Source organism: Burkholderia sp. F1, from assembly GCF_050813845.1.
GTDB lineage: Bacteria > Pseudomonadota > Gammaproteobacteria > Burkholderiales > Burkholderiaceae > Burkholderia > Burkholderia ubonensis.
In genome coordinates, this window is record NZ_CP172421.1 from 2,502,202 (window position 1) to 2,527,802 (window position 25,601).

At 58.5% G+C, this 25,601-nt stretch carries 23 protein-coding genes and 1 pseudogene; 11 read left to right on the forward strand and 13 right to left on the reverse strand.

What is annotated here, in order from left to right:
* Positions 1-866: 866 nt before the first annotated feature.
* Genes ACFIMZ_RS11825 through ACFIMZ_RS11835 form a run of 3 tightly spaced genes read left to right on the forward strand, consistent with a single transcriptional unit; the run spans position 867 to position 2,060 of the window.
* On the forward strand, positions 867-1,451 hold the full coding sequence (locus ACFIMZ_RS11825; protein WP_431819681.1) for a Vps62-related protein: 585 nt from the start codon (positions 867-869) through the stop codon (positions 1,449-1,451).
* Between the two features lie 18 nt (positions 1,452-1,469).
* Complete coding sequence (locus ACFIMZ_RS11830) at positions 1,470-1,715, forward strand: SpvB/TcaC N-terminal domain-containing protein (RefSeq protein ID WP_431819682.1); 246 nt, start codon at positions 1,470-1,472, stop codon at positions 1,713-1,715.
* A 45-nt stretch (positions 1,716-1,760) separates the two neighbouring features.
* Positions 1,761-2,060, forward strand: coding sequence for a hypothetical protein (locus ACFIMZ_RS11835; RefSeq protein WP_431819683.1), 300 nt, complete (start codon positions 1,761-1,763; stop codon positions 2,058-2,060).
* 81 nt (positions 2,061-2,141) lie between these two features.
* Here the strand turns inward: ACFIMZ_RS11835 and ACFIMZ_RS11840 are convergent, their stop codons facing one another.
* The 8 genes and pseudogenes from ACFIMZ_RS11840 to ACFIMZ_RS11875 all read right to left on the reverse strand — a co-directional run bounded on the left by ACFIMZ_RS11840 (position 2,142) and on the right by ACFIMZ_RS11875 (position 10,246).
* The gene (locus ACFIMZ_RS11840) at positions 2,142-2,567 is read right to left on the reverse strand and encodes a lysozyme inhibitor LprI family protein (RefSeq protein WP_431819684.1); all 426 of its coding nucleotides are present in this window, start codon (positions 2,565-2,567) and stop codon (positions 2,142-2,144) included.
* Positions 2,564-3,063 (reverse strand): annotated as a pseudogene (locus ACFIMZ_RS11845) (glycoside hydrolase family protein). The gene ACFIMZ_RS11840 and the pseudogene ACFIMZ_RS11845 overlap by 4 nt, the downstream one beginning before the upstream one ends.
* Before the next feature lie 179 nt (positions 3,064-3,242).
* Positions 3,243-3,578, reverse strand: a complete 336-nt coding sequence (locus tag ACFIMZ_RS11850; RefSeq protein ID WP_431822533.1) for a hypothetical protein — start codon at positions 3,576-3,578, stop codon at positions 3,243-3,245.
* The gene (locus ACFIMZ_RS11855) at positions 3,508-3,795 is read right to left on the reverse strand and encodes a PAAR domain-containing protein (protein WP_431819685.1); all 288 of its coding nucleotides are present in this window, start codon (positions 3,793-3,795) and stop codon (positions 3,508-3,510) included. The genes ACFIMZ_RS11850 and ACFIMZ_RS11855 overlap by 71 nt, the downstream gene beginning before the upstream one ends.
* Before the next feature lie 59 nt (positions 3,796-3,854).
* Complete coding sequence (locus ACFIMZ_RS11860; protein ID WP_431819686.1) at positions 3,855-4,106, reverse strand: PAAR domain-containing protein; 252 nt, start codon at positions 4,104-4,106, stop codon at positions 3,855-3,857.
* A 33-nt stretch (positions 4,107-4,139) separates the two neighbouring features.
* Positions 4,140-4,715 carry a lysozyme inhibitor LprI family protein gene (locus ACFIMZ_RS11865; protein ID WP_431819687.1) on the reverse strand — a complete coding sequence of 192 codons (576 nt, stop codon included), beginning with the start codon at positions 4,713-4,715 and terminating at the stop codon, positions 4,140-4,142.
* A gap of 3 nt (positions 4,716-4,718) precedes the next feature.
* Positions 4,719-7,685: a pesticin C-terminus-like muramidase gene (locus ACFIMZ_RS11870; RefSeq protein ID WP_431819688.1), complete on the reverse strand. Its 2,967-nt coding sequence runs from the start codon at positions 7,683-7,685 to the stop codon at positions 4,719-4,721.
* 53 nt (positions 7,686-7,738) lie between these two features.
* On the reverse strand, positions 7,739-10,246 hold the full coding sequence (locus ACFIMZ_RS11875) for a type VI secretion system Vgr family protein (protein ID WP_431819689.1): 2,508 nt from the start codon (positions 10,244-10,246) through the stop codon (positions 7,739-7,741).
* Between the two features lie 349 nt (positions 10,247-10,595).
* Here ACFIMZ_RS11875 and ACFIMZ_RS11880 point away from each other — a divergent pair, with 349 nt between their 5' ends.
* Positions 10,596-11,006 carry a hypothetical protein gene (locus ACFIMZ_RS11880; RefSeq protein ID WP_431819690.1) on the forward strand — a complete coding sequence of 137 codons (411 nt, stop codon included), beginning with the start codon at positions 10,596-10,598 and terminating at the stop codon, positions 11,004-11,006.
* A 113-nt stretch (positions 11,007-11,119) separates the two neighbouring features.
* On the opposite strand, the gene ACFIMZ_RS11885 is transcribed toward ACFIMZ_RS11880, so the two are convergent.
* The 5 genes from ACFIMZ_RS11885 to ACFIMZ_RS11905 form a co-directional block, all read right to left on the reverse strand.
* Positions 11,120-13,762: an AAA family ATPase gene (locus tag ACFIMZ_RS11885; protein ID WP_431819691.1), complete on the reverse strand. Its 2,643-nt coding sequence runs from the start codon at positions 13,760-13,762 to the stop codon at positions 11,120-11,122.
* Positions 13,759-14,892, reverse strand: coding sequence for a metallophosphoesterase family protein (locus tag ACFIMZ_RS11890; protein ID WP_431819692.1), 1,134 nt, complete (start codon positions 14,890-14,892; stop codon positions 13,759-13,761). Before ACFIMZ_RS11890 ends, ACFIMZ_RS11885 begins: the two co-directional genes overlap by 4 nt.
* Before the next feature lie 115 nt (positions 14,893-15,007).
* Entirely contained in the window at positions 15,008-18,442 is a 3,435-nt protein-coding gene (locus ACFIMZ_RS11895) for a UvrD-helicase domain-containing protein (RefSeq protein ID WP_431819693.1), read from the reverse strand.
* Positions 18,443-18,444: 2 nt separating this feature from the next.
* Positions 18,445-18,963, reverse strand: a complete 519-nt coding sequence (locus ACFIMZ_RS11900; protein ID WP_431819694.1) for a hypothetical protein — start codon at positions 18,961-18,963, stop codon at positions 18,445-18,447.
* Between the two features lie 4 nt (positions 18,964-18,967).
* Positions 18,968-19,621 carry a hypothetical protein gene (locus ACFIMZ_RS11905; RefSeq protein WP_431819695.1) on the reverse strand — a complete coding sequence of 218 codons (654 nt, stop codon included), beginning with the start codon at positions 19,619-19,621 and terminating at the stop codon, positions 18,968-18,970.
* A gap of 139 nt (positions 19,622-19,760) precedes the next feature.
* On the opposite strand from ACFIMZ_RS11905, the gene ACFIMZ_RS11910 reads away from it, so the two are divergent.
* From ACFIMZ_RS11910 to ACFIMZ_RS11940, 7 genes are all read left to right on the forward strand, one after another.
* A complete protein-coding gene (locus ACFIMZ_RS11910) occupies positions 19,761-20,843 on the forward strand; it encodes a multiubiquitin domain-containing protein (RefSeq protein WP_431819696.1) in 1,083 nt (360 codons plus the stop codon).
* Positions 20,840-22,231, forward strand: a complete 1,392-nt coding sequence (locus ACFIMZ_RS11915) for a ThiF family adenylyltransferase (protein ID WP_431819697.1) — start codon at positions 20,840-20,842, stop codon at positions 22,229-22,231. Before ACFIMZ_RS11910 ends, ACFIMZ_RS11915 begins: the two co-directional genes overlap by 4 nt.
* A gap of 149 nt (positions 22,232-22,380) precedes the next feature.
* Positions 22,381-22,560, forward strand: a complete 180-nt coding sequence (locus tag ACFIMZ_RS11920; RefSeq protein WP_230949325.1) for a DUF6527 family protein — start codon at positions 22,381-22,383, stop codon at positions 22,558-22,560.
* 206 nt (positions 22,561-22,766) lie between these two features.
* Positions 22,767-23,108, forward strand: coding sequence for a hypothetical protein (locus tag ACFIMZ_RS11925; protein WP_431819698.1), 342 nt, complete (start codon positions 22,767-22,769; stop codon positions 23,106-23,108).
* 117 nt (positions 23,109-23,225) lie between these two features.
* Positions 23,226-24,194, forward strand: a complete 969-nt coding sequence (locus tag ACFIMZ_RS11930; RefSeq protein WP_431819699.1) for a DUF932 domain-containing protein — start codon at positions 23,226-23,228, stop codon at positions 24,192-24,194.
* A gap of 72 nt (positions 24,195-24,266) precedes the next feature.
* Positions 24,267-25,262, forward strand: a complete 996-nt coding sequence (locus ACFIMZ_RS11935; protein ID WP_431819700.1) for a YqaJ viral recombinase family protein — start codon at positions 24,267-24,269, stop codon at positions 25,260-25,262.
* A gap of 91 nt (positions 25,263-25,353) precedes the next feature.
* Entirely contained in the window at positions 25,354-25,587 is a 234-nt protein-coding gene (locus ACFIMZ_RS11940) for a hypothetical protein (protein ID WP_431819701.1), read from the forward strand.
* Positions 25,588-25,601: the final 14 nt, after the last annotated feature.

Here is a 25,601-nt window from a genome sequence, read left to right on the forward strand (position 1 = left end):
GCATGGCGAACAGGACGTCGCAGTGCCGCCGTGCGGGCGCAATAAGCGCTTGGTTGTTGCGCTTGCCCTGCTGGATCTTGCGGGCATGGCTGCGTGCTTGCTTGTGCATTCGGGGCGCTGGTGAGAATGTGAACAGCCCCTAAGCGGTACCCCGAATTGCTCAACCTGCCTTTTATGTTCACGGTCGAGATAATTTTGAAAATATAAATAATTTCCAGGAAAATTCTGACACAAATCCAAATTTTACTTTCCTCCGCCAACGCTTGGCGGAAAATGCCATGGATATTCACCCGAAAGAGGAAAACTTGCCATTTTCGAAAATCATGTATAACCTAACATCAACAAGACAAGAACAGCGTACAACCCAGCTATAAGCACAAGTCGCAGCCACAAGAAAATCATGAATTAATTTTCCGAAACAAAGGAATCACCAGATTAGGCGCGCTCCAATGAATTTTAATTATGCGCAGGCCTGTTTAGGCATAGATGGAAGCAACCTCCACATCAACATTCACGCAAGCGGAAAAATGGATGTGCACGGACTCCACAACCTCACGACTTTGGGGGATTGCCTAGTCAGGCGATCCTGCTACCGGTGGCGGCCAAGCGGTATTCATTGCACAAAGAATGACTGGTGCGTCGGGGGATGACAGCGTACCCTCTTGCGCACAAGCAAAATAATTAAATTAACTTTAATCGACGGCCCTCCAAATCCTCCGAATTATTTAGTCTTGTTTGCGAGCAACAATTGCACGTATTTCAAATCAAAATTTTTAATGATGCGTTGACGGCGGCAATGATTGATCGCGGACGCCGCGACGATGAGGCGAAGACCATTTCTTGAAGTTAATTCTCTAGAGGTGCGCATGGATAACATTTATTTGATAAGTCAAGCCATCAGTGCTTTCTCCTCGAATCAGGTCACGGACGTCGGGTCGGGTGCAGACAGCGCCATTTCATTCTGGAGCCCGCAGGTTCCCTTCGGATGGGGCATGCTGGGAATGACCGCGACACCCAACTACAATGCTCCTCCATCGGTGACTCAGAACGTTTATAGGTGCTCCGGCGCTGGTGGAGTGTCGACGCCCTCCGCTCTTCTGAAAGTATGGACCTGCTCGGGTCACCACCAGTCGAGCAATTTGGGGATTTATATGCCGATGGCGCCCAACGGATTCATCGCGCTCGGCTGCGTCGCGGTCATGGATTTCAAAGAACCACCGAGCCTCGGAGACTTTCCCGCGTTGATCTGCGTCCGGCAAGATCTGTGCGAACAAGTCACGCTTTCCAACGACACAGATCTGGTCTGGACCGACAAGGACTCCAAGGCGCCTAACAACGTAAGTGTTTGGATGCTGCCGACTGCCCGAACTTGCGTCGCGACGGTGCAGAGGGATGGCTATCCAAGCAAGGTGTCCGTGTGGGACATCAAAAAGGCGAGTATGTCGCTGTAAATCTGACGCGGGGCACCGATGACGCTCACTCCATCCGCGGTTGGCCTGCGGCAAGGCAAGTTCAAAGTCGACGCCAATGGGCAGGCGACTTATCACTTGCCCATCGAAGTGCCCCCCGGCATCGCTGGGGTGCACCCCCGCATTGGTCTGGCCTACGGGCACCAACAAGGCAATAGCGTACTGGGCGTGGGCTGGAGCCTGACGGGGCTGTCGGCGATCACGCGCACGAAAGCCACGCGCGATGTCGATGGCTTCAACGGTTGAGTCGACTACGGCCCCAACGACCGGTACCTGCTCGACGGACAGCGCTTGATCGCGGTATCGGGCGCATACGGGCAAGCCGGCACGGTGTACTACGCCGAGATTCACGACTGGTCCAAGGTCGTGGCAGGGGCGACGCCGCAGGACGGCTTTATCGTCTACCTGAAGAACGGGACGAGACACGAGAACGGCACGACGCCGGATAGCCTCATCCTGGCGGGGAATACCCGGCATGTCCGCGTTTGGGCACTCGCCGCCACGGAGGACTTGCACGGCAACAGGATCGAGTACCGCTACACGAACACGCCGGTGGCGGGGAGCCAGCCCTTCTTGGCCCAGCATTCTTGAACCGTCCAACTTCCGGGGTTCAGTTCACAACAGTGGGCTTTGGCACTTCTGGTGTGTAGGATTGGAAGCTACTCTGCGCGATCAAGACGGCTTGCGGGCTGCCGCCGCAGTGAGCTTCTTTGTCATGATCTTCGTCGAGGCGGTCGCGCATATTGCCTGCGCCGCTGGCCGCATCGACCCGTCACCCCACTCCTTACGCGCCGATTTCTCACACGAAGCGTCGCGTGCCTTCTTCCATTTCGCCACCTTCGCCTCGAGCGCGGCCTTGCGTTTCGGGTGCTCGGTGATTTGCTGATCGACGACCTGGCGCAACTCGCGCTCGGCCACGATCTGATCGCGCCACGCGCAGAAGTTCATGCTCGCCTGGTTCGAGTCGCAGTTGGCGAGCAGCGCATTGACCTCGCTCGCTGGCAACCCGCTGCGAGCCGAGATCTCCTCGGCCGGTGTCTGGTCGGCGAACACGTGGGCGGACGCACACAACAACAGCCCGACAACGATCTTTCTCATTGGCCACCCTGCTGCCGGCGGAACGGCGCGGTTTCGAGACGACGGCGATTAACGAGTCCATTCGAGCACACAGGCGCCAGACGGCGGCCGTTTGCGTCGCGCGGGTGGACGTAGACGCGCTGATACATGTGGGACACGACGCCGGCGTCGTTGTTCTGATTGGCGGCCTGCAGCGCCGCTCGCGCACCCGTATCGCCAGCGTTGTAGGTATAGCTGAACAGTTCGTCGAACTGGTCCTGAGTCAGTTCACGGGTAGTGACGTTTCGGCGCACCGCAGCTTCCGCCCGGCTGACGCGCGTCGCGAGCTGTGCATTTACCTCGCCACACTTACCGGGCGAGCAAGTTCCTGCGGAGTACACGGCCCGTGATGCAGAAGCGTCCCGACACCGAAAGTGCAGTTGTTCGCGATATCGTTGTAATAAGCCATGACCGCATTCTCGCGGGTGCGCAGCGCGGTCCAGCCGGCTTGGCGCAAGCGCATATTCTCGTTTGCCATCTGTCGCCATCTCAAAGCGTTGTTCTTGTCCCACGACGGCCGCGTGGACATTTCACTCTATCATCAGACAGTTCAAACGAAAACGAAACGGCGCGCCATTCGCCAGCGATCACATGTCGCGAACCCCTTGCGTAATTTCTGCGTAGCGGGGTGCGGTTCAGCGTATTTTTGTGTGGTGACTAGGCGGGATGGGCATCCGAAAGATTAACGCAAGTCATTGAAAACAAATGCGTTGTGGTGCCTTTTGGTGTCTTGCGAAGATGCTTGTTGGTGCTGAGGCCTGACTCTAATTTAGCCTTGAGCACCTTGGTAGACAAGGTCTCTTGAATTCGGTGTCGCATCAATACCAACAAAAATACCAACAAGTCACATTGCCGCCATTTTGCTCCGCTGGCGGGCTGCTCCACTCTCTGTCCTTCATCCACCTGAACCTTGAACTCTCGGCTATAACGGCGACGACGCCGACGTCCAGCCACATGTAGCCCGATGGCCGTGCCGCGCATTCGGAACACCATCTTCGGTCATCGACAGGTCGCCCTCCTCGATGGCGTTGGGTGACACGCCGGAATGCCGCGGGCACGATACGCAATCGCCCTTGCACGCGACAAAGCGGCCATCGAAGCGCATCGTCGCAGAGCTCGTTTTGACCTTGCCGTTGTGGCCGTGGTTGGTATCGGCGTCGATCTCTCTATCTGCTTCGTATGTAGCATGACAACCGAGACTCGACGGCATGACAACCGAGACTCGACGATGCCCATTTCGTATCCGTCGCTCACCGATTCTGCAAGGAATCAGACAAGGCTCGAAATCAGGTGACAGCCGCACGTTGCTCGGTGACCATGCCGTGCAACCGGTATGCCGTCGTCCGTCATCGAGGAATCGCCCTCCTCGATGACGTTGGGAGATAGGTCGGGATGCTGCGGACAAGACACGCGATCCCCCTTGCGCGCAACGTATCGCCCGTCGAAGCGCATGGTTGTTGAGCCTGTTTCGACCTTACCACCGTGGTCAGTGCCGTCACCGATGCGAATCAAATCGATCATCTGCTCTCCGTTAACGGGAAATGAAGATCAATGTCACCAATTTTTAAAGAAATTGAGCCTGGCCGTGCAGGCGTCGTGCTCTTCTTGTAGCTTCGCGGCCGTCATCTTGCAGTTCAGGGTTACATATTTAAGCCAATTCGGATTGGCTCCATCGGAGGTATTTTTTATCAACTTCGTTATCACCTTGCCAGTATCTCCATTTTCATACAAATTCGCCATTACAGCCAGCGACCGCCTGAATACATCCATTCCGACCGCTGACCCCAAGTAGCGAATTTCATCAGTTCTCGTCTCCGTCACCGACGTCAAACAAGTCAATTTATCAATAGCTGCCTCCGCCCCCGGAGCGGTAGCATCAAAAGCCGCGCTGCAATATTTCTCTTTATATACTACCCACGCCCTCTGAGTTGCAATGAGATTTTGCTTATCCGATGCGCTCAATTTCCCCAGAAAATCATTGTAGGTTTTATTTAAAATTTTATCTGCATCCTCGTAATTTGTTTGCGCGCAACTGGTTAACTCTGCATTTGTTTGGCCATTACAAACCACCTTCGAAAAAGCGGCACCAGAAACAAGCATAAGCACACAAAAAACAATGTTCTTCGTCACAGTCTATCTCCAACAGTCACAAGTCATACCTTTTTCGAATAGAACCGCCTCCTTCTCCCGCCGTTTGAGCAGGCCATCGTTCCCGGTTCCTTCCCACAATACTTTCATGGCACGCAACTGCGCCGCAACTTCCGGTAAATTATTATTCTGAATGGCCGCCTTAATATTCCTCATGTGAGCCCGCGATTTTTGACCGGGTTTATCTTCAAGTTGAGATCCGCGGTTATAGACCAAGCTGAGCAGCGCCCCTTGGCAATGCGGATGCAATTTCGTAATACCAGGAAAAGCGTCAACAGTAAACTGAGCGTAGCGGCGCTTAACCTTCTTGGCCATCTCGAGCGCCTTTGGCTCGGAAATTTTTATATCACTAAAGGATGAAACAACGGCGCGCGCCCCATCCCCTCGTTTTCCGATCGCAGTTAAGAGCCGGGTGATCTCCGTCTCCGTAAAATAACCACTCAAATCGCCGCGAGCCGTCGCTTCGGTTTGTTGCCCCAAATCATAACCGTAGCCAATTGTTACGCCGCTAGATTGATCTTTTTTGCTCCCTGGCACGTAAGGAACTTCACCAAATCCTTCCGAGTCGAGGATAAGGTGAAACCCCTCTACTGATGTATAGTACATTCCCTCTGTAGTGGGAAAATCCAGCACGTCAGTTTTGCATTTATCGCTACAACCAGCCATGAAATTCGCAATCAACCCGATCGGGTGAAAATGCCACGGCTTTGGCTCCTTCGGAAGAATCTTCGCGTCAATCCCCTGAACCTCTTCCCACCACTGCAGCTTCTTGATCCGCTCCATCTCGTTGACCCATTTCCACGGCACGAGCTTCATATGAGGCGTGATGTCCTCCCACTTCCCCATGTTACCGCCCCATTCGCTCTCGCTCTTCACGACCATGTGCGAGATCGCCTCGGCCAGCCATTGCGTTGTCTGCGCATTCGCCAATTCCGCTGCGGTTACCTTGCCATCGTGATTAGCGTCAATGGCCATTTCGAGTTTCTGGATAAGGTCGCTGGTGGCCAACGCATCCGCGCTCGGCTTGAAGTTGTCTTGATCCTCTCCCATGGCCAGGCCAGCGACGAACAGATAACGCTTGAACATGTCAACCATTGCGGTCGAACTGTTGTCGATGAGATCGAACCCAGGCCAGTCCCACGGGCTGCACATCTTCACTTTCGGATGATCCTGCTCGCGCACCCAGCCTTGACGGGTTCCGCCCTCTTTCGTACCGACTATCACGTTCCACCAGCGTTTCGTTTTTCCGCTCGCGTCCTTGTCTTCTCGTGCCAAGCTTTGCGGACCCTGCTTGTCGAGATCCACCACCCGGAATACGTTGCGGAAGTCCGTTCCGGGCCCGTCCGCCTGGCTGACCTTCAGCGGAAAGTTTTTCCAGCCCTTGACGGGCGCCGTCGTCATTTGATTGACCAGGCCCAGGCTGCTGTCGATCCAGAACGGGCTGCCAGCCGGCGTCTCGATCGGCGCCGGCTTTTTCGGTGGCTTCTCCTTGTGCTTCTTCCCCTTGCCGGCCGGCCCGGCTGGCTCCGGCTGCGCGGCAGGCATTTTCACGGTCTTGGGCTGCACCTTGACCCATCGCGATTTCGGATCGCCGACAGGTACCAGCTTCAAACCCGTCTGCTCCAGGGTGTAATCCGAATCCGGAACTTTCGTCACGAGTTTTGCGCCCGCCAGAACCTCCAGAAACGGCTTGTCTGTATCCAGCAGTTCTTTCGCGCGTGCCTGACTCTTGGCGATGAACGCCGGAAGATCGGAGCCGGCAAAGACTTCGAGATGCAGCAACGGCCGACTCGGTACCGGAGGAGTGAGCTTTGCTTCCCTGTAGCGCTGGTATTGCCCGAAATGCGCGACAACGTCTCCCGCCTTGACGGGGTAAGGCTTCTTGAGCACGACCACTTTATCGACGGGGCCGGACTGAGGAATCGGCTCCAGCTCCGAAAGAAAAACGTAACTCCACTTCAACTGCACGTCGGGTGATTGACCTACAACTGGGCCCACCGGATCGCCTTTAATGATCTTCGTGATCTTTACCCACCCCTTGCGGCCGCCGTTATCGGCCTCGTTCACGGTGAGTTCCGTCCCCTCGGGTAGCAAGCCGAGGAGCTTGCCATTCGGTGTAATACGAACCCGAACACCCGATACAGGCTCCGGCAGCGCATCATCCGCACCTTGTTGCGGCTGCGACGGATCGTCGCCGAGCGCGTCGGGATTGATCGGCTTCGGTTTGGGAAGTTCCTGCTTGTTCGGTTTCAACGCTCGATACGAGCGATCGGCTTCCCAGTACGGAAGAGGCGTGAGCCGCGGTGCCTTGGGATCCGCGTTTTCCGTTTTGGGCTGATCAAGCGCCGCCTTGTACGTTTTCCAGTTGAGCGTATGCATGTACAAACTGAAAAACGTCAGCGTTTCATCGGGAGGCGGACTGGATGGCGCAGGAGCCTGCGCCGGGGCTGGCGCAGAGGCCGGTGCCGGCGGTGTCCCATTGGCGCCCGACGCGGGCGATGTGGGTGGCGCATTCGAGGGTGCAGGAGCCGGGTCCGGCTTTTTCGGTGCGGGCGGCAATTGCAGAATATGGCGAATCAGCACAAAGCCCCGCGAATATAAAGCTTGGCGCGTGTCTTGGTACGTCAACGTGGGGCACTCGTTGTCGAGTCGATAAGCGACGATCTCCCCGGTGGCGATTGCGCGTACGCCTTCGTCCTGTTTCAGTGCCTCGCCGGTCTTCTGACCGAAGTGAATGCCGCCATGCCAGATGCCGCTGGCTCCCAGCGGATAAAAACCATCCTCAGCGGTCGCAAGCACCTTCATATAGGTCATGGGATCCGTGGCGTCCGGCGCCGCACCGTCCTTGGTCGCGGGCGAGAACGGATAGCTCCATGCAAGAGGCGTATACGCGGGCTTTGCGTCAGGCTCAGGTTTCTTCGGTGGTTGTTTGGGAGGGTGCTTGTCCGTCATGGCAATTAGAATCGCAAGTCGTTATCGTGCTTCTGGTACGGGTCGAATCCGGATCAGCCGGAAAAATCGTCCGCGTAACCGCCGTGCCTTGACACGGGTGTGCCATGCAACGGATCGCGCAACGTCATGGTCGACGCACCGGGCTTGTCCCACGATGCGCATTTCTCGAGAATCTGACCCGACGTGCCGTTCTCGATCATGTTCGGCGTGATCTTGATATACGAACCGCCGACGTTAAGAATCAGTTCCTTTTCCGCGCGCAGAACCATCCGTCCGGACGCGCTCTCGATCATGATGTCCTGTTGCGCGAGCATCGTCAGCGCATCGTTCTGAGCCTGGATCTCGACAGGGCCTTTGGTCGCGAAGATCTTGATCCCGAGGTTTTGAGCGTACAGGCTGATCTTGTCCATGACGCTTGCGAGAAGCGATTTCCCGGCCGCAACGTTGACGTTCCTTCCCGACACCACGTTGACCTGTTGATTCGCCGAGGCGTGAAGCGATTGCTGGGTGGAGAGCCCAACACCCGCCGGGCTCGCCAATAGTAGCGCCGGCTTCGCGAAGCCACTGGCGTTACCTGTTCCGCCGCCCGCCGTGCGACCGCCCTTTGTGGTGCCGGCGACACTGTGCTGCGTCATCTCGGTAAAGGCTTTCAGCGCATCGCTGCCGTCATGCAGGCTCTCGGCCCGGTTCGTTTCGCTCGCCTGCGAGACCGTCTCGAAGACGGCCTCGGCCGCCGCTAATTGATCGGTAGCAGCAGACACGTTCATCGGTTGCACCGCAGCCGGATGCGTCGAAATCGACAAGCCCTGGACCGCACGAATCGCGCCGTGTGCCTCGGATTTGAGATCGAAGCCGCTGCCGACGAAGGCCCCGCGTGTATTTCCCGAATGCTCGATCAAATAACCCAGATGGAGGTGCGACGCGTAACTCGTCGTGTAGAGCTGCGCCCGGTTCTGGCCAGTCGAGTCATCCAGCACCAGCTGGTTGAAACCGTCACCACCGTACTCGCGCGACCGCAGGCCGGACAGCACGCCATGCGTGTGCCAGACCGGCATCGTCTCGCCGCCATGCAGCCTCGAAATGACAACCGGACGGTCGCAATCCCCATTCACGAATCCGACCAGGACCTGATCACCCTTGCGGAGCGGGAAATAGCCGCCGCGTTTCGCACCCGCATCCGGCATCGCCGCGCGTATCCATGCCGACGCCTTTTCGTCACGCGACTTGCGGCTATACGTCATCCAGACTTTGACCCGGTTGCCATCGTCCGTATAGATTTCCTCGTTGCCCGGCGCACTGACGATCCCCGTCTGCAAATGCATTTCCGGCTTGTGATGCTCGAACGGACTGCGAAACGGCGCACGACGGCGCTGCGCCTCGATCTCCACCAGAATGAACCCGACGCCTCCGTCCGTGTGTCGCACATTCGTCCCGGCGCCTGCGGCCTTGGCCTGCTCGACCTGCGCGCGCAGGCTCTGCGGGAAGCGAGCAAGCGTTTCCATGCCCGGCACGTTGTTCTGGATCAGCCAGTCGCTCGCGATGATCGCCAGCTCGCGATCCTCGGCAGGCAGTGCGTCGAATTCCGGATGACCGGTCAGCTTGAACCAGTAGCCAGGCAACGCGTAGCGCGGGCTGCCGACTGCGAAATACCGCTTCGCACGCGACGCCCACTCGTCAGTGCGGATGCGCGCCTCCTGATCGCCCATGTCGCTATCGACCCAGCATTGCGAGCCGGTGTACAGGTAGTCCTCCCCCTGTCCGGACAACTCGTCGGTATTCAGCGCGGGCATGCTGACCTGCTTGTCCAGGTCCGGCCGCTTGTAGTCGGCCGTGCCTATCGTGAGCGTCGCGCTTTGTACTTCCTGCTGCTCACTGAATTGAGTCAGCCCATCGAATTCTTCCGCCGTACCCGCGCGGCTGAACATCATCTCCGATTGAGGCAACGACTGAGCGAAATACAGATCGTCCGAGATCACGACTGTGTGCGACTTGCCGTCCTTCGCGAAATCAAAGCGCGGGAATACGCCGACCTCCTCCATGCTCCGGTGCACGAAATTCCAGTCCGTTTCCCACTGCACGCGATGTGAATACGAACGGATCGGCGAGCGCAGATCGAACTTGTAGTGGCCTTGCGCCTGTGGATGCTTGTCGAACACGTCGGACAACACATGCTGGCCGGGTGCTTCCTGCCAGTCGCGACGATCGCTGCTGAGCTTGAGGAAGCTGAGCCACGATGAAAACTGAAGCTGAAAATACGTGACGCCCCCATCACTGCCGAGCCGGCGTGCGCGTTGCACATAGCCGTGGATAGGCAAGTAGTTCCCGTCGGTCTGCCGAATCCAGAGCGTGACGGACTGGCGCACCAGCGCGTTGAGCTGGATCTTGTTGACCTGCGTCGACGCAGCGTCAACGATCACCTCGAAATTGCGCCCGAGCCGCGCGTTGATTTTGACGTACAGCGGCACCAGCCAATCCTCACCGAGTGGCGTGTCGAGTTTGGCAATACGATCAAGCTGCGCGTACCCGGTGTGCAGCGCCCTGTTCAGCGCATCAGAAACCATACGGTTACCCTGTCTGTGGGCCGCACGCCGGGTTACTCTCAGACACCCAGCGCACGAAATTACGTAATATTATTGAAAGGCGATTGTCCTGTTGCAAACGAACAAGCCGCCCGATTCAGCATGCAAGGATAGCAAAATCGCCAGTGAAAGGTCGTTAGGCGCTCCGGCACAATCATGTCTGGACGACTGGATTTAACTAGGATTAACAAGACGACTTCCCAATTTCTACGCCTCTTATACCCGCACGGCCTCATGCCGTCGTTTTCGGTGTGTCACTTCGGTGCTTGTAATGCTGATGAAATAACAGCGGGCGCACTCTATGGCCACGTGTAGGTCGCACTGCCACAAAGTGAAAATTATGAATTGCGAAAATTGCAGCAATTCCGATCATTACATTTTCCTTAGAAAATTCGGAACTGCGGCGATTATCGATTACCATTCCGCCGCATTGGAACTACTCGATATCGGGATTTCTTGCGCCTACCTGATGCGCGCGAGATCTCTCGAGGAGATCGTCAGCGAGCAGGCGCGATTGCTTCGCGAGGTCAGAGTGTTGCATGAGATAGCCAAACGTGGAGTCGAATCGGGCATCGCTTCGCCCCCGAAGGATCACAACAGCCGTATCGGCATGGGCGCGAGCGCGGTCAGCGTGCAACTGCGCTTTCCGCCCCCCTCCGCCGCTGGATCAGCAGATTCCGGCCGGATGAGCGACCAGCATACAAGGCCAGCGCTGGTAAGGTTCGGCGTCCGGGCTTTGTGATCGTCAAGTTGACGAACGAAGAGACTGAAGCTTGGGAGAAAGCGGGGCCGCTTGGCCCCAGCGATCGGCCGCGCGGAGATTCCGCCCCTTGTCCTGCTTTTACGCCGCCCGAATTAGGCGCCAAGCAGTGCTTCGACCGAGCGAGCTCCAACGCCCATATCGCGCCATTTCTCCTGATGGCAGGAGAACAGCAAGATCTGGTGTCGGGTAGCGGCATCGAACAGCACGCGCTTCATCTGTCCCAGGCGTCCGTGGTCGCTATGCACAAGTGCATCGTCGAGCATGATCAGCGTCGGACGCCCCGCCTCTTTGAGAAGGTCGGCGTAAGCGAGCCGGCTGATCACCCCCATCTGCTCGCGCGCGCCAAAGCTCATGTCGTGGAAATCGCCCACCTCGGCCCCCGGTCGGCTCAGCAAACGCGGCACGAAGTCGTCGCCAAGCTCGAGCGTCGCTTGAGGAAACAACAACTGTACGTAGTGGTTCAAATGCCGCTGCAGCGGCGCATGCAGGCGCTGGGTCACCGCGGCCCGCTTGCGTCGTAGCAGCTCGAGCAAATAATCGAGCGCATTCGCTCGACGCTGCATTTCCGCGACGCGCCTACGCGTTTGTTCGAGTTCACGCGCGACGTCGGCACGCTTTTCCTCGAGGCCTTGCGCACCCAATGCTTGCAGTTCGGCCTCCAGACGCTCGATGCGCAAGCGGCGATCGTCGTAGGCTCTCTCGAGCGCTTCAGCACTTGCGCGCCAGCGCTTGATGTCCTGAAGCAGCAGGTCGGGACGCGCCGCGCTGATCTTTGTTTCCAACGTCGCGATTTCGCCAGCATAGTGTGCGCTCTCGGCTTTGGCCTCAAGGAGGTCAGCCTGCGATTTGCGCAACCTTTCTGCGCGATCCGGTGCTTCGAGTTTTGCTTGAACGGTCTTGACTTCTCGCTGCGCTGCATCGAATACACTCCGCGCGTTTGCTGCCGCGATATGCGCTTGGTTCAGCTCCTCGCCCCGCCGTTCGAGATCGCGCCGAGCATTTTCTTCGGCGGCTTCCGCTTCATCAACGGACGGCAAGCGGTCCGCATCGTCCGACCGGTCCGGCAATTGAGCGAGACGCTTCTCGCACTCTTCCAGCCGCGCGCTGAGTGCTGCTAATTCACTGCGGAGGGCGTCGACGCCGGCCGGCGCGAGGATCTTGAGCGTCGCCTCGCGCGTCTTGGCCTCGGCTTCATATCCACGATGCATCTCGCGACGCGTCTCTGCCGCTTCGAGCGAAGATAACCCCAGGCGTTCGAGCAGCGCAGCCTGACGCTCGGCTACAGAACGAAGCGCGCGTGCAACCTCGGCAAGATCCGAACCCCCAGGAATGATTTCGAGGCTGCCGATGCCGGGCAGAACAAGCGTCGTCGGCTCGGTGATTAATGCTTCACCATCGCCGGTCCACACTGCGCTCCTGGTACGCAATTCGCGGCCAGGCTCGAGACCATATCGCAGCCGGGTCGCCACTGCCGCCTGCCGGATCTCCAACTCGCGCAATTGCGCCGCCTGGTTGCGCAGCGCTTTCAGGTCGTCGTCGCGTAGTTCGGTCGCAGCAGCGGCCCGACGTGCGGCAAGCAAGGCTTCGTGCTCGATGTCGGCCTCGGCCAGCTTCTTCTCCGCCGCCGCAATCTGCGCGCGAAGTTCATCGACGCGAGCCGCTTGGCTACGCCGATTTTCCTCGTGGCGAGCGAGACTCAACACTTTACGCGCGACGTCAAAACTCGCGTGCGCCTGCTCGTTGCGGGCTTTGGACGACGCATGCGCCGCTTCCGCTACCGTCACTCGCGCTTGCGCCTCGTCGCGGTCTTTCTCGCGGGCAGCCAGATCACGCTCCTGCTGATCGAAGGTCTCGAGATTCGCGACCAGAAGGGCTTGCCGCTGGGCGGTCTGCTCGACTTTCTCGCGAACCGCCTGCAATGACTTCTCGACGGCTCCGACTTCGTCAAGTTTGGCCTGCGCCACGCGTTCGTCCGCGCGCAATGCCTGCCACGGCTGCTCTGTACTGTCCTTCGCGTGCTCCAAGCGTAACGTCGCTAGTTGATCGACTTTGCTGCGATAGGTCGCTACCTGGCCCTCCAGGCTTTCCAGCTCTGCCGCCAAGGACGATTCTCTTTTCCGCGCCTCGGCGTAATCACCGCGGGGCTGTCCGGTGGCCGGTGTGAGCAGTTCGTTTCGCGCGCTCTCCACACGATCCATCACCGCGTCGCCCGAACTACTGGCAACCTCACCGAGCGAGGCGCCCAGAGCACGCTGCAAATGTTCAGCCGCATGCACGACCGGGGTTTTGATCTCTTGGGCTGCGCCCTGCTCGATCCACAAAAGCCCAGGGATGCCCCAATGCTCTGGGCCGCTCGGGCCGCGGCCTGCAAATCCGAAACCTAGTAGATTGGAAAGGTGGTCTTCCGCCTGCGCGCCTTCTAGGCGCTGTCCATCGATTTCCAGCTCACAGCGCTTGCGATGCAGGAAACTCTTGCGCAAACGCGCGGGACGACCACCCACAGTGAACTCGATCTCGATCGACGGCGACGCCGCACCATCGCCCCACGGACGAAGGTGTTCGACACTGCTCGAACGATGCCGCTCGAAAAACGCCGCGCGAATCGCTGCGGCGATCGTACTTTTACCGGCCTCGTTCGGGCCGACGAACAGGTTGATGCCGTCGGCTAGGTCCGCAATCTCCGCAGGCTGGCGAAACTTGCGCAATTGCTCAATACGCAGACGAGATAGCTTCATCGTTGGCCCCCATTCGCGCTCGTCGCACGTGTCTCGTCGAGGATGCCGACGAGCAGCGCCAGTGCGTCGCGCGCCAGTTCAGCGTTGTCCCCATCCTCTTGCTCGCGGAGATCCGCGATGACGTCCCCTAGATAGCCGTCGGCATGGAGCGCGCGGAGATCGTCGTCGGTCGGAAGTATGCGCAGCTCCGATAAGTCGACGACCAAGCTGCGGGTGCGGGCTTGGGTTTGGCTAATCGCGCGGCTCACCGCGAGGTGGCTTTCCAGATCGACGTGGCCGCGTATCTTGAGTTGCCCGACGTCGTTTGTGTCGAATGTTTCCAGTTCTTGTACGAGCGCGGGGACGTCGCTCGCAAGCTGCAATTCGCGCTCGATGTCACGCCAGCGATATCGGCCAGTCCGCATCGGCGTGACAGTCGGCACGCTGCCGGGCGCGGCGATCTCAACCAGCAGAACTTGGCCGGACTCGTTGTTGCGGAAGCGATCCGTTTCTGGCGTACCGCTGTACCAAGTCCGAGTATCGATTTGTTTGGTGCCATGCCAGTCGCCGAGCGCCAGATAGTCGAGCTGCGCGACACCGGCGCGATCGGCCGCGATCGGGTTGGTCGCGTCGATGTCCTCGGCGAGGATGCCCTGTACGCTCCCGTGGGCCAACCCTATGCGCGGTACGCCTTCCGGCGTCACCGCAGAATCGAACCAGCGTGTAAGGTCCTCGTATGTATGGCGCTGCGTCAGCGGCGCCGGCAAGATCACAACTCCCGGATCGTTCAGAATCAGGGGCTCGGAACGCAAGCAGACGTGAACGTTAGCCGGGATCACCCCCAGCCGCGCCGCACGCGTCCAGACCGACTCGTCGAGACCTGCATCGTGGTTGCCGGGAATCATCACCCACGGCCCATCGAAACCGGAGACGAGCTGAAACAAGCGCAGCACCGTGCGATCAGATACGCCCTGCGCGTCGAACACGTCGCCGGCGACGAGAACCAGATCGGCACCTTCAGAACTGGCGAGATCCACGATGCGCGAGACAACGTCAAAGCGCGCCTCGGCCAATAAGGCCGCCTCTTCTGGATCGAATTGCCCGTAGCGCTTGCCGATTTGCCAGTCGGCTGTATGCAACAACGTCACCATTCACGCCCCCGTATTCGATTGTTGGACGTGGCCCGGAACCACGCATTGGACTTGTACATCTTCATGGTGATGCCACTCTTGCTCGATCACCCAGGACCCGGCCTTCGTCTCTTAGTTACCCGTTGCCTTCACGCAACGCATCTGGGAATCTGAACTCTGGAACGAACGATCCGCGGGGAACAGGGCCACAGATGAAGAACGCGGGGCAGTTCGGACAGGTCCGAGAGGACGCCTTTTGAGGAAAGTGCCCTGCGCGAATCTGTCCTAGGTGCCCAAGCATATGTTCTTTGCGTGTCTGTAACTCGTTCGGCTTGAGCGTAACGGGACGCGTCTCCTGGTCGGCCAAGTAGACGAGTTCCACGTGCGCACCAGGAAACGCTTCCGTTGCCGCTGTAAGGAATGCGGCCGCGCCGATTGTCTTTTCGTCGTCTTTTCGGCCGTGGCCAGTCATGACTCTGCGCAATATTTTTGTGCCATCCCGTGTGATCAGGACGTCGTCTGGAGTGACCAAGATTTCTTCTTCGCCATAGGCCACGCGCAGAGCGATCGGCTTTTCCGGAGTGCAGTTCTCCCGCCCCTGGGTGAAGTACCGAATCATGGCCAGCGCGAAGTCACGGTAATGAATGTAGTAGCCATGAGTCGCAAGCCCTTCTGCCGCGAGCGCTTCCTCAACTTTCGAGCTCAAAGCGGCTCCGCCTCCACCATGGACAGCGCTTACGATTTCCTTTAAGACCTTCCTAACCGCCTCGTGCATCTGCATAAACGGGGTGGTCTTGCGCCGGCCGCCAGTTTGCAGAACGTGGGTATAGAAGAACCGCCGAGGACACCGTTCGTACAACTCGACTTGGTGCGCGTCGAATCGCATCCCACCCGAGAATGACATAGGGACGTCCGCTGACGCGGGCGCAGGCGGCAGTGCTCGGGATGGACTCACCGTTTGTCGCTTGAGGCCTTGCCCCATTCGTTGCAGAAAGTTCACGGAAAGCTTGCGAGACTTGCCACCACGATTCATCGATGCGGCATACAAAAAGAGGCGATCACGAGCGCGAGATTGAGCTACATAGAACAAGCACTCCTGTTCTTCGCTTCGCGTCTCGTCTAAGACCTTCTCAGTGGGCCCCGTCGCCCCTTCAATCATCCCTTGGGGAGGCGGGCAAGCTGGAGCCGGCTTTCTGTATCCGGGTAACGTATCCTCGTTCAAACCCGGCACGTGAACAACATCAAACTCAAGGCCCTTGGAGCCGTGGATCGTCATAAGGCGGACGGCGTCAATCCCCCGGGCGGCCGCGGGCAGCTGCCTGAGGTCTCGGTCGTCGCCGAGACGCAACAGCCTTCGAATTCGATCCAAAAGACGAGAAATCGGAAGGCCTGCACCGGCTGGTTGAACGCGGACAAAGTTCATAAACTGCCATATCGCAATTCCTTGCGCCCGACTGCTGACGCTGCTTGCACTGCAGATATCCGCAGCGAGGCGAGTGCGGTCGAGCAGCATGGTCGAAACCACGTCCCATGGCCGGGCATCGCTGTCGAACCCGTCGAACACCACTTGCAAACGCTTCAATGCCGCGGAACCGTCCGAGCTGAGTCCGGGAATATCAGGCACGTCGATGAAAACAAGCGGCTTCAAATCCGCCTGCCGTAGATACGTGAGAACGGCCGCTACATCCGAGAGAGACATATCGAATTGCGACAAACAAGCAACCCGGACTAGTCCCATAGCCCTTGGATCAATGAGCAACGACAAAAATGAAAGAAGATCCTTCACTTCGGAGCGTTCGAACAGACTGCCGAGGAAGAGCACCGGAACTCCAAGTCGTTCCAGATCTTGGCCGAGATCGGAGAGTTTGTCGTTCCCGGTACAAAGGACGGCCTGGTCGCTGTAGCGGAAACCCGCTACCTTCATCGCCTCGATACTATCGGCAAGCGCCACCGTTTGTTCGTCGGCACTGGCCGCAACAATAAGCTCTGGCGGCTCTCCTGGTTCCTTGCGAACGGGTTCGAGCACGCTATCCGCACCCCCGACTTTCATCCCCTTCGCAAACTCAGAGTATGCGTCGACAATTGGCTTGAGGGATCGATAGTTGTCCGTCAACCTGTCCGTGATACCACGCGGGAAGTCTTCTTTGCCGAAGCGGGAGACGTTGAAAGACGACGCGCCGCGGAACCGATAGATCGATTGCTTTGCGTCGCCTACGACCCACAAGTTATCCCCGCTGCCGCAAAGCGCGGTGAGCAACCGGACACTACTTCGATTCACGTCTTGGTACTCGTCTACGAGCACGTGGGTGTATGTACTCGCAAGGTGCTGCCGAATGTTTTCGTTACTTTCCAGCAACTTAACAGGCAACCAGACGAGGTCCCCGAAATCCACCACGTTCCGCTGCCGCTTGAAAGCCTCGTAGGCGGCATAGACTCGCGCTACCTCCAGTACTTTCTGAGCAGATTCGACCTCCTCATTGGACGATGCTTTTCGGAGCATGTTCTCGCCCAAGTGTTCGTACTCCTGTGGCCCGATCACCTCGTCTTTTGCACGTGAGATGGCCGCCAAGAGGTCATAGATAACCTGCGTCGGATCGTATAGGTCTTGATAGTGCACTAGGCCCAGCCTTGGAAACTCCTCCTCCAACAGTTCCACCGCCTCGGTGCGATCGATCATCCGCGGGTCCTTGGAAAGCTCCAGTTCTGCGTGAAATCGACGCACCAAGTCCAGTCCAAATGCATGGAAGGTCCCGACCCAGAGCGCAGCAGCCGCCTCCGGTCGCTTTTGTCCGATACGCTCCGCCATTTCTCCCGCAGCCCTGTTGGAGAAGGTCAGCAAAAGTATGCGGCGCGGGTCCACCCCTTCATCGAGAAGCCCTTCGACGCGAGCGACCAGGGTCTGTGTCTTGCCGGTGCCAGGACCAGCACCTAAAAGAAACGCGCCCCCCCGGTGATCGACGGCCTTTTTTTGGCGAGCGTTGAGAGGATGTTCACGTTGCGCTTGTTCGGACGCGAGTTCCACGTCGGGAAGTAGTAGTGCATCCAGGAGTTGCTGCGCCACGATATCGAACGGAGCTCCAAGCCTCTCGGCGATGTCACTTGCCGTTAGTCCCTCCTGCAAATGCAGGCGGCGAACCACCGGTCTGGGCAACAGCAATTCCCTTGCGAAGAGGTCCATCTGGACTTCACGCCGCTGCTTGCGTCCGTAGTCAACAACACGCTCCTCCCCGACCGGGGAGCGCTCCGCTGAACGTGCGAAGTCTATATCTTTCGCCGGCGTCGAATCGTCCGCGTCGCCAAGTATGGCATGACCGATTTCGTGTGCGACAAGCAGCGCCTGCTCGAATGGCGTGCCTTTCCTTTCATGAAGGATCAGTTCTTCGCTGGGAAGCAGCTTAGCCCGCCCCCCGTCGAGCATTACTGCTCCCGAAAGCATGTCCTCCACCGTGTAGTTATGGTGGCTTGCCTCCGCGACCACAAAGTCGTACGGCTTCCATGGATCAAGACCTCGGGCTACAGCTTCAAGGTGAAGCTGCGCCGCGGTTTGCCGGGCGATTTCGACAGCGTCCATTTTTAGTCACCGTCGCGCATAAGCGCCTCGATTTCCTCTTCGCTCATGGCCGCATCCCTCAGGAGCTGCTCGAATGTTACGCGCGTAGTCGCTGCGTCCGGTTTGTCATCAGACTTGTATTGCCCCACAAGTCGGGGGGCTGGTACAGCAAGAGCTGCCGTCACGGCTCCGATCGTTTGACCGAGTAGGTCCGCCAGCTGGGACAAAAAGCGCTTTGGAATCGAAGCGACGATGACTCTGTGCTCCCGGAGCGCGGCCAGTACACTTCGGCGAATTCGAAGGCCATCCGCAAGCGCTTTCTGCTGCGCGGGATTGAGGTTCGCCAGTGCTTCTACAGCCTGGTTCGCGCTTGCGTGAGCTTCAAGCGCTCGATCGAAAGCTAATGTGGACCTACGGCTAAAGTCATTCGTGTCGATTCCCGATTCGGCCAAGTACTCGTCAAACTGCGCCTGAGGAGCATTCATGATGAAGTCCAGCTGCGCATCGAGCAGATTCTCGTCAGGGGTCTTTTTCGCGTTCATGAGGCTACTCCTTGGCATTTGAGTTCAGTTTCTCCGCAGCGCGCATCAGAGCTTTCCACGCATTCCAATACGCGCTATCTTCGATGCCAAGTGCTTCTCGGACTTCGAGGTGGCTGGCGAAGCCTTCTCGCACCTTGTCTAGTATTTTCCCGTGCAAGGCGTCCGGGCCATAGTTCGCACGCAGAATCGCTAGCTTCGTTTCTTCCAACGCATGTTGCTCGTGCCTGAGCACTTTCTCCTCGGTCGTCTCAGGGTCTGCAGCAACATCGTCCAAGCTCTGCGGCTCTTGCGCTTCGCCAACCAGTGGCAACTCGTGCTCCATCGTCAGATCGGGGGTCGTCTTCATCAACGTATTGTCGCGGCTCCAAGCTATGCTGCGCATGACGCCGACCAAGAGCCCCTTAAAATCAACGCGGCTCTTGGGCCATTTTCGTCTACCGCTGAGAACTGCCTCGATGGCATCTTGAAGCAGGTCCTCCGGCTCGCCGGTTCGCTTCACGTTGCTGGTCGAAGTCAAGATGAACCTAGCAGCGGCCAGCAGTCGCGCGTTTATATGGGGGTCGCTTCTCGCGTCGATTACCGCCTGATAAATCTCTTCCGCGCTTGCCAGTACGTCTCCCGGCAAAAGCAACTCGTCATCGCTGTCGTCCGTAAGCACCTTGCATCCTCCTATGCTCTTTTTCTGAGGTTTTTGCCGAAATTTAGAGTTTTCCCTCTAATTCGGCGACGCTATGGCAAATCGAGCGTGAAACGAAGCATTGGGTACTGAAGGGGGCTGTTCCCCCGATGAGGAAACGATGAAACCCAATGATAACCACGTGCTACGGATCGCCGACAAAAATCTCAGCTACCGCGACATCCACGTCGCTCATCCCGCTCCTACAGGCGCTCACATTCTAGAGGCGGCGGGCGCGCCTCACCCGGAAGCCGTACTTTTTCAGGTACGAGCTTCGGGCGACCTGATCCGCGTTCATCCCGGAGATATCCCGAACCTGGCCGTCGACATCAAATTCGTTGTGAGCGAGGGAAGCCGCCCGTTCCCCTTCGTTATCGACGATCGACAGCTGGAGTGGACCAGCCGCCATATTTCCGGTGCGGTCATCCGTGTGTTGGCCGATATCGCGGATGACATCGACTTGCTGTGGGAAATCTCAAATGGGGAAGCAATAGTCATTGAGTCGACAACACTGATCGATCTCGAAGACGAATGTATCAAGCGCATCACGACCAGACGACGCGAATGGAAGCTCCGTGTACAGGGGGTGACGCTGACTTACGACGTGCCTCAGGTAAAGGTTGCCGACGCGATGCGTAGGGCAGGCTTCGATCCGACCAAGGCATGGAATATCTTTTTGATTGTCGCGGGCCAACCGAAAAAGCCCATCGACGTCAACTACATCGTTGACCTGTGCACGCCCGGAATCGAAAAGATCCGCCTGATTCCACGCAATATCGATAACGGCGACGGCCAGCAGCCCGAGCTGCGCCGTGAATTCGACCTGCTGGAGGTGGACGAGCGTTACCTGACCAGCACGGGCCTTCGCTGGGAAACGACCCTATGCGGTGATCAACGCTGGCTAATTATTCACGGGTATGAACTGCCTTCGGGCTTCACACCGACGGCCAGCAAGTTGGCCCTGAACATCCCCAAGGAATACCCGACCGCGCAAATCGACATGTTCTATTTTGCACCGGCCGTGTCGCGTGGCGACGGGAAACCCATTCCGAATACGGAGGCCGCCGTCTCGATTGACGGAATCACATTTCAGCGCTGGTCTCGGCATCGAAACGCGCTCACCCCATGGGACCCGCAGACGGACAACGTGGCCACTCACCTGGCTCTGGTCGAATACAGCCTTGTGCGGGAGTTCGGCGAATGATGCCCGCATCCACGCTAACCGTTACGGAAGGGATTCACGACCGGTTGAAGCGCCACCTTTTCCCAGGTGACGGGAAGGAAGCCGCCGCCGTCCTAATCTGTACCAGCGTTCCGGGTGAACGTCTGCGATTGCTCGCACAGGACCTTATCTTGGTACCGCACGAACACTGCAGCAGGAGGGACGAGATCTCGTTATCGTGGCCGTCCGAGTATATCGAAAATGCCATCGATATCGCTGCTCCCCGGCAATTGAGCCTGGTCCTCGTCCATTCACATCCGAGCGGATACCCGACGTTTTCAGACCTCGACGACCGCAGCGATCAAGAAATCATGCCCTGTATTTTTGAGGCGTGCGGACAGCTTCACGGTACGGCCGTGATGCTACCTACTGGTGTCGTGTTTGGCCGCATATATACGCAGCAACTGGTCCCGGCCCCGATAGAACTCATTTCGGTCGTAGGCCAGGATCTTCACTATTGGTGGTCGTACGATGTCGAGCGAAGTATCGGCCGGCCAATGGCCTTCACTAGCGCGATGACAACCGAACTCCATCGCCTGACGGCATGTGTCATAGGCGTCTCGGGAACCGGCTCCATCGTCGCAGAGCAGGTGTGCCGGCTCGGGTTCGGCAAGGTGATATTTATCGACCACGACAAGGTCGAAGGGAAAAACTTGAACCGCATCTTGAACACGGTCAAGGCAGATGCTGACGCTCGGCGCGCGAAGGTGAAGGTATTCGCAGACCGCGTAAACACCTATCGTGACGAGCCGTATGCCGTTCCGGTCGAGGCAAATGTACTGACGCGGCAGGCTGTCATTTCGGCCGCTCAGTCCGACGTCCTTTTCTGCTGCGTGGACACCCATCGCGGTCGTAGCGTCGCAGATCGACTCTCGGCAGCCTTTCTGCTCCCCCTGTTCGACGTCGGCGTCGCCATACCCACTAGGGACATCGGCGCCGGCACGAAAGCTATCGACGAGGCGACCGGCCGTATTGACTACGTCTATCCCGGCGGAAGCAGTTTGTTCGATCGCGGGGTGTACACGGCTGCGACTTTGCAAGCTGAGGACTTGGCGGAAACCGATCCCGAAGCACACGCGGATCAAGTCAAGCGTGGTTATATCGAGGACGTGCCAGAACAAGCGCCCTCCGTCATCACGTTGAACATGCGAGCGGCCAGCTCATGCGTGATGGAATTCATCGCCCGCGCGTACCCGTTTCGCCACGAGAGCAATACGCGGTACGCGCGTACCAGCTTCATGCTCGCCGAGGGTGTCGAAGAATTCACCGCCGAGAATGAATTTGAGGCGAGGGTCTGGTCGGGGTTGGCTTCCGGCGATCTCGAGCCCCTCCTCGGATTACCGGTTCTCGCGAAAAGAAGGGAATCGTAATGTGGTGCCCCAAATGGTTGCGGAATACCGTGGAATTGCTGCTGCCGGCTCGCAAGCTAACGATCGCAAGCGGGGAAGCCCTGCCACGGCGCCTACCTTGGCGCGGCCTAGTGCTGCTTCGCGACGGCGACGAAGACTGGTCTATCGCGATGCGGTGCCCGTGCGGCTGTGGGCAGAAGCTAGAGCTCCCGCTCATACCCGAGGCAATGCCTCGTTGGGAGCTACGGGTAGCGCCAGACGGTCGCCCGACACTCTTACCGTCGGTATGGCTACGCGATGGCTGCCGTTCGCATTTCTTTGTACATGGAGGCAAGGTGCTATGGGTCTGAGGTAACAGCGAGCCCTCATGATTGACGTTTCCACCAGCCGAGACCTGAGGGTACAGCTAGAAGCATGTGCCATTGCATAATTGGCCGCGATTACGAGGCCAATTATGCAGATTCAAAGATTTTTCACGCATATATCACCTCAGTGAGCATCCAACCCGGAATGCCTGGGCAACGCCGTTTGCCCCGAATCTTCACGAGGCTGATATATGAACGACTCTCTTTCCTGCCCCCGCTGCGACTCCAATCGTATTGCCATCCGGGACTATGCGCGCAAAGCCGGCGGTGCAATCGGAGCCGCGGCCGGAGCTGCCGGTAGTGCTGCTGCAGCATTCGGCGGAGCCGAAGCCGGAGCCACCCTCGGGCTAGTCGCCGGCCCTGTCGGCGCAATCTTCGGCGGACTTGCAGGGGCTCTTCTTGGTGCTTTGTGCGGCGGAGCAGCTGGTTGTGCAGCGGGCTCCGCCGTTGGCGAGCAGATCGACACCACCGTGCTCGACAACTTCGAGTGTCAAGAGTGCGGCCATACGTTCGGTAAGCAACGCACATCCTGACGCTCGCTCGTTCTCGCGTTAATTCCCGCTCCATCACTCAACAAGCCATGCCTACAGCCCTTCGGGGCTGTAGGCATTTTTGCTTTCTGTTCCTTGTTCCCCTATCAGGAGAGTTCCATGCATTTGGTGCAATCGATGGCTTTCGTAAACGAAACCCCGTGGCACGGTCTCGGCAATCAACTTGCGGCCCACCAGCCAATTGAAGTTTGGGCGCAACAGGCCGGCATGAACTGGCGTATCGAAGAAGCCGAAGTGCGCTTCGTCTCCGGCACGGCCGGCTCCACACTCGGCTCGATCCACGCTTTCCCCGAGCAGAAAGTGCTTTACCGCTCGGACACGAAAGCGCCGCTGTCCGTCGTCTCGTCCAGGTACCAGGTCGTGCAGCCCGAAACCATTCTCGAGTTCTACAGGGATTTGACCGAAGTCGGCGGCTTCGAGCTGGAAACTGCAGGGGTACTGAAAGACGGCAAAAAGCTGTGGGCGCTCGCAAAGACAGGCCAGAGCGCCACGCTCAAGGGCCGTGACCGTGTGAACGGCTATTTGCTTTTGGCAACCGCTTGCGATGGCACACTCGCCACAACGGCGCAGTTCACATCCGTTCGTGTGGTCTGCAACAACACGCTGGCAATTGCGCTGGGCGACAGCACCGGCGCCGTCAAGGTGTCGCACCGCAGCCAGTTCGATGCGCAGACCGTCAAACGCCAGCTCGGCATTGCTGTGTCGTCCTGGGATGGGTTCATGGTCCGCATGAAAGCCCTGTCGGAATGCAAGGTGAACGATACGGCAGCCGAAGCCTTCTTCCGCCGTGTGCTGACCTATCCGGCAACCGCCAGCAGCACGCCCGTTGCAGCCATGAACGACAGCGCGGTCAAGGCCGTGCAGGAACTTTTCGCCGGTCGCGGCAAGGGTGCCGACATGGCCTCTGCTTCAGGCACGGCATGGGGACTGCTCAACAGCGTCACCGAATTCGTCGATCACCATCGCCGGGCCCGCAGTGATGATCACCGGCGCGATGCCGCGTGGTTCGGGACCGGGGCCGCCCTCAAGCAGAAGGCGTGGGACGAAGCGCTCAGGCTCGTCGCATGAGCCCATTTCATTACCACATACACGCCCGGTCGGCCCCACTCCTACCGGGCGTTCTCATTTATGGAGGGTGCTATGTCTTCGCCTGAACCCACCGGACGTTCTCACAACCGTCCTGCCTTGCGTCTCGTAAAAACGAAGGACATGCCGCGCGAGGAATGGCTGGAGGTAAGGAAATCCGGGATCGGAGGATCGGATGCGGCGGCTGCAGTGGGGCTTTCGCCCTACCAGAGTCAATTGGAATTGTGGCTTGAGAAGACCGGGCGTGCGGATGGCCTATGCCGCCCCGATCCGGACGATACGACGTCGCCGACGTACTGGGGGACCTTGCTCGAACCCATCGTCAGTGCGTCATATACCAAACAGACCGGCAATCGGGTCCGGCGCGTCAACGCCGTGCTGCGCCACCCGACGATCCCATGGATGCTCGCGAACCTCGACCGGGAGATTGTCGGCGTGCCCGACGTGCAGATTCTGGAATGCAAAACGGCAGGCGAATTTGGCTCACGGCTCTGGCGCGACGGCGTGCCCGAATACGTGCAGATCCAGGTCCAACACCAACTCGCCGTAACTGGCAAGCAGGCAGCTCACGTCGCCGTGCTGCTGTGCGGACAGGCGCTGGAGGTGCATCGGATCGAACGCGACGATGCATTGATCGGGCGGCTTATCGAACTCGAAGCGCGCTTCTGGCGGTTCGTGGAATCCGATACACCGCCTCCCGCGGATGGCTCCGAGTCGGCCGACCGGGCGCTCCGTCATCTGTATCCGGGTAACGGTGGCACTGTCGACTTCAGCGACGACCGGTTGCTGTCATCCACGTTTGCCGATCTGGTTGCCGTGCGGGCCGATATCGAAGCAAGACAAGCGATCGAAGCGACGCTCAAGCAGCAAATCCAGCAGGCGATGGGCGATGCGACGCGCGCGGTGTTCGAGACCGGTTCGGTGTCGTTCAAGCGCACCAAGGATTCGTCGAAGATCGATCTGGCACGGCTGCTGGCCGATCACCCTACATTCGAGACGCAATACACCAGCTCGAAACCCGGCTCCCGACGCTTCCTCATTTCCACCTGACTCCAGCTGCGTTCGACCACGCTCTCCTCACGCGACTATTGGCCGGACGCACAGCGACAGCACGATTCATTCGACAAGGAGAACTATGCCGATGCAGACGACGAACGTCGATTGCGTCATGGAGATCATGAATTTCTCCCGATACGGCGCGCTCGCGCAGGCATTCGTGATGGACGCGCTCAGCAAGCACGCGGCCCACATTGCGAGGATGCCACTCGAAGAACTGAACGAGCAATTCGGCGATCAGCCAATCGTCAGCGCCAAGGCGTGGCACGGCGTCGCACGAGAGATCCACGAAAAGCTCGAAGCGCACTTTGCACGGTAATCAGCGCAACTGCA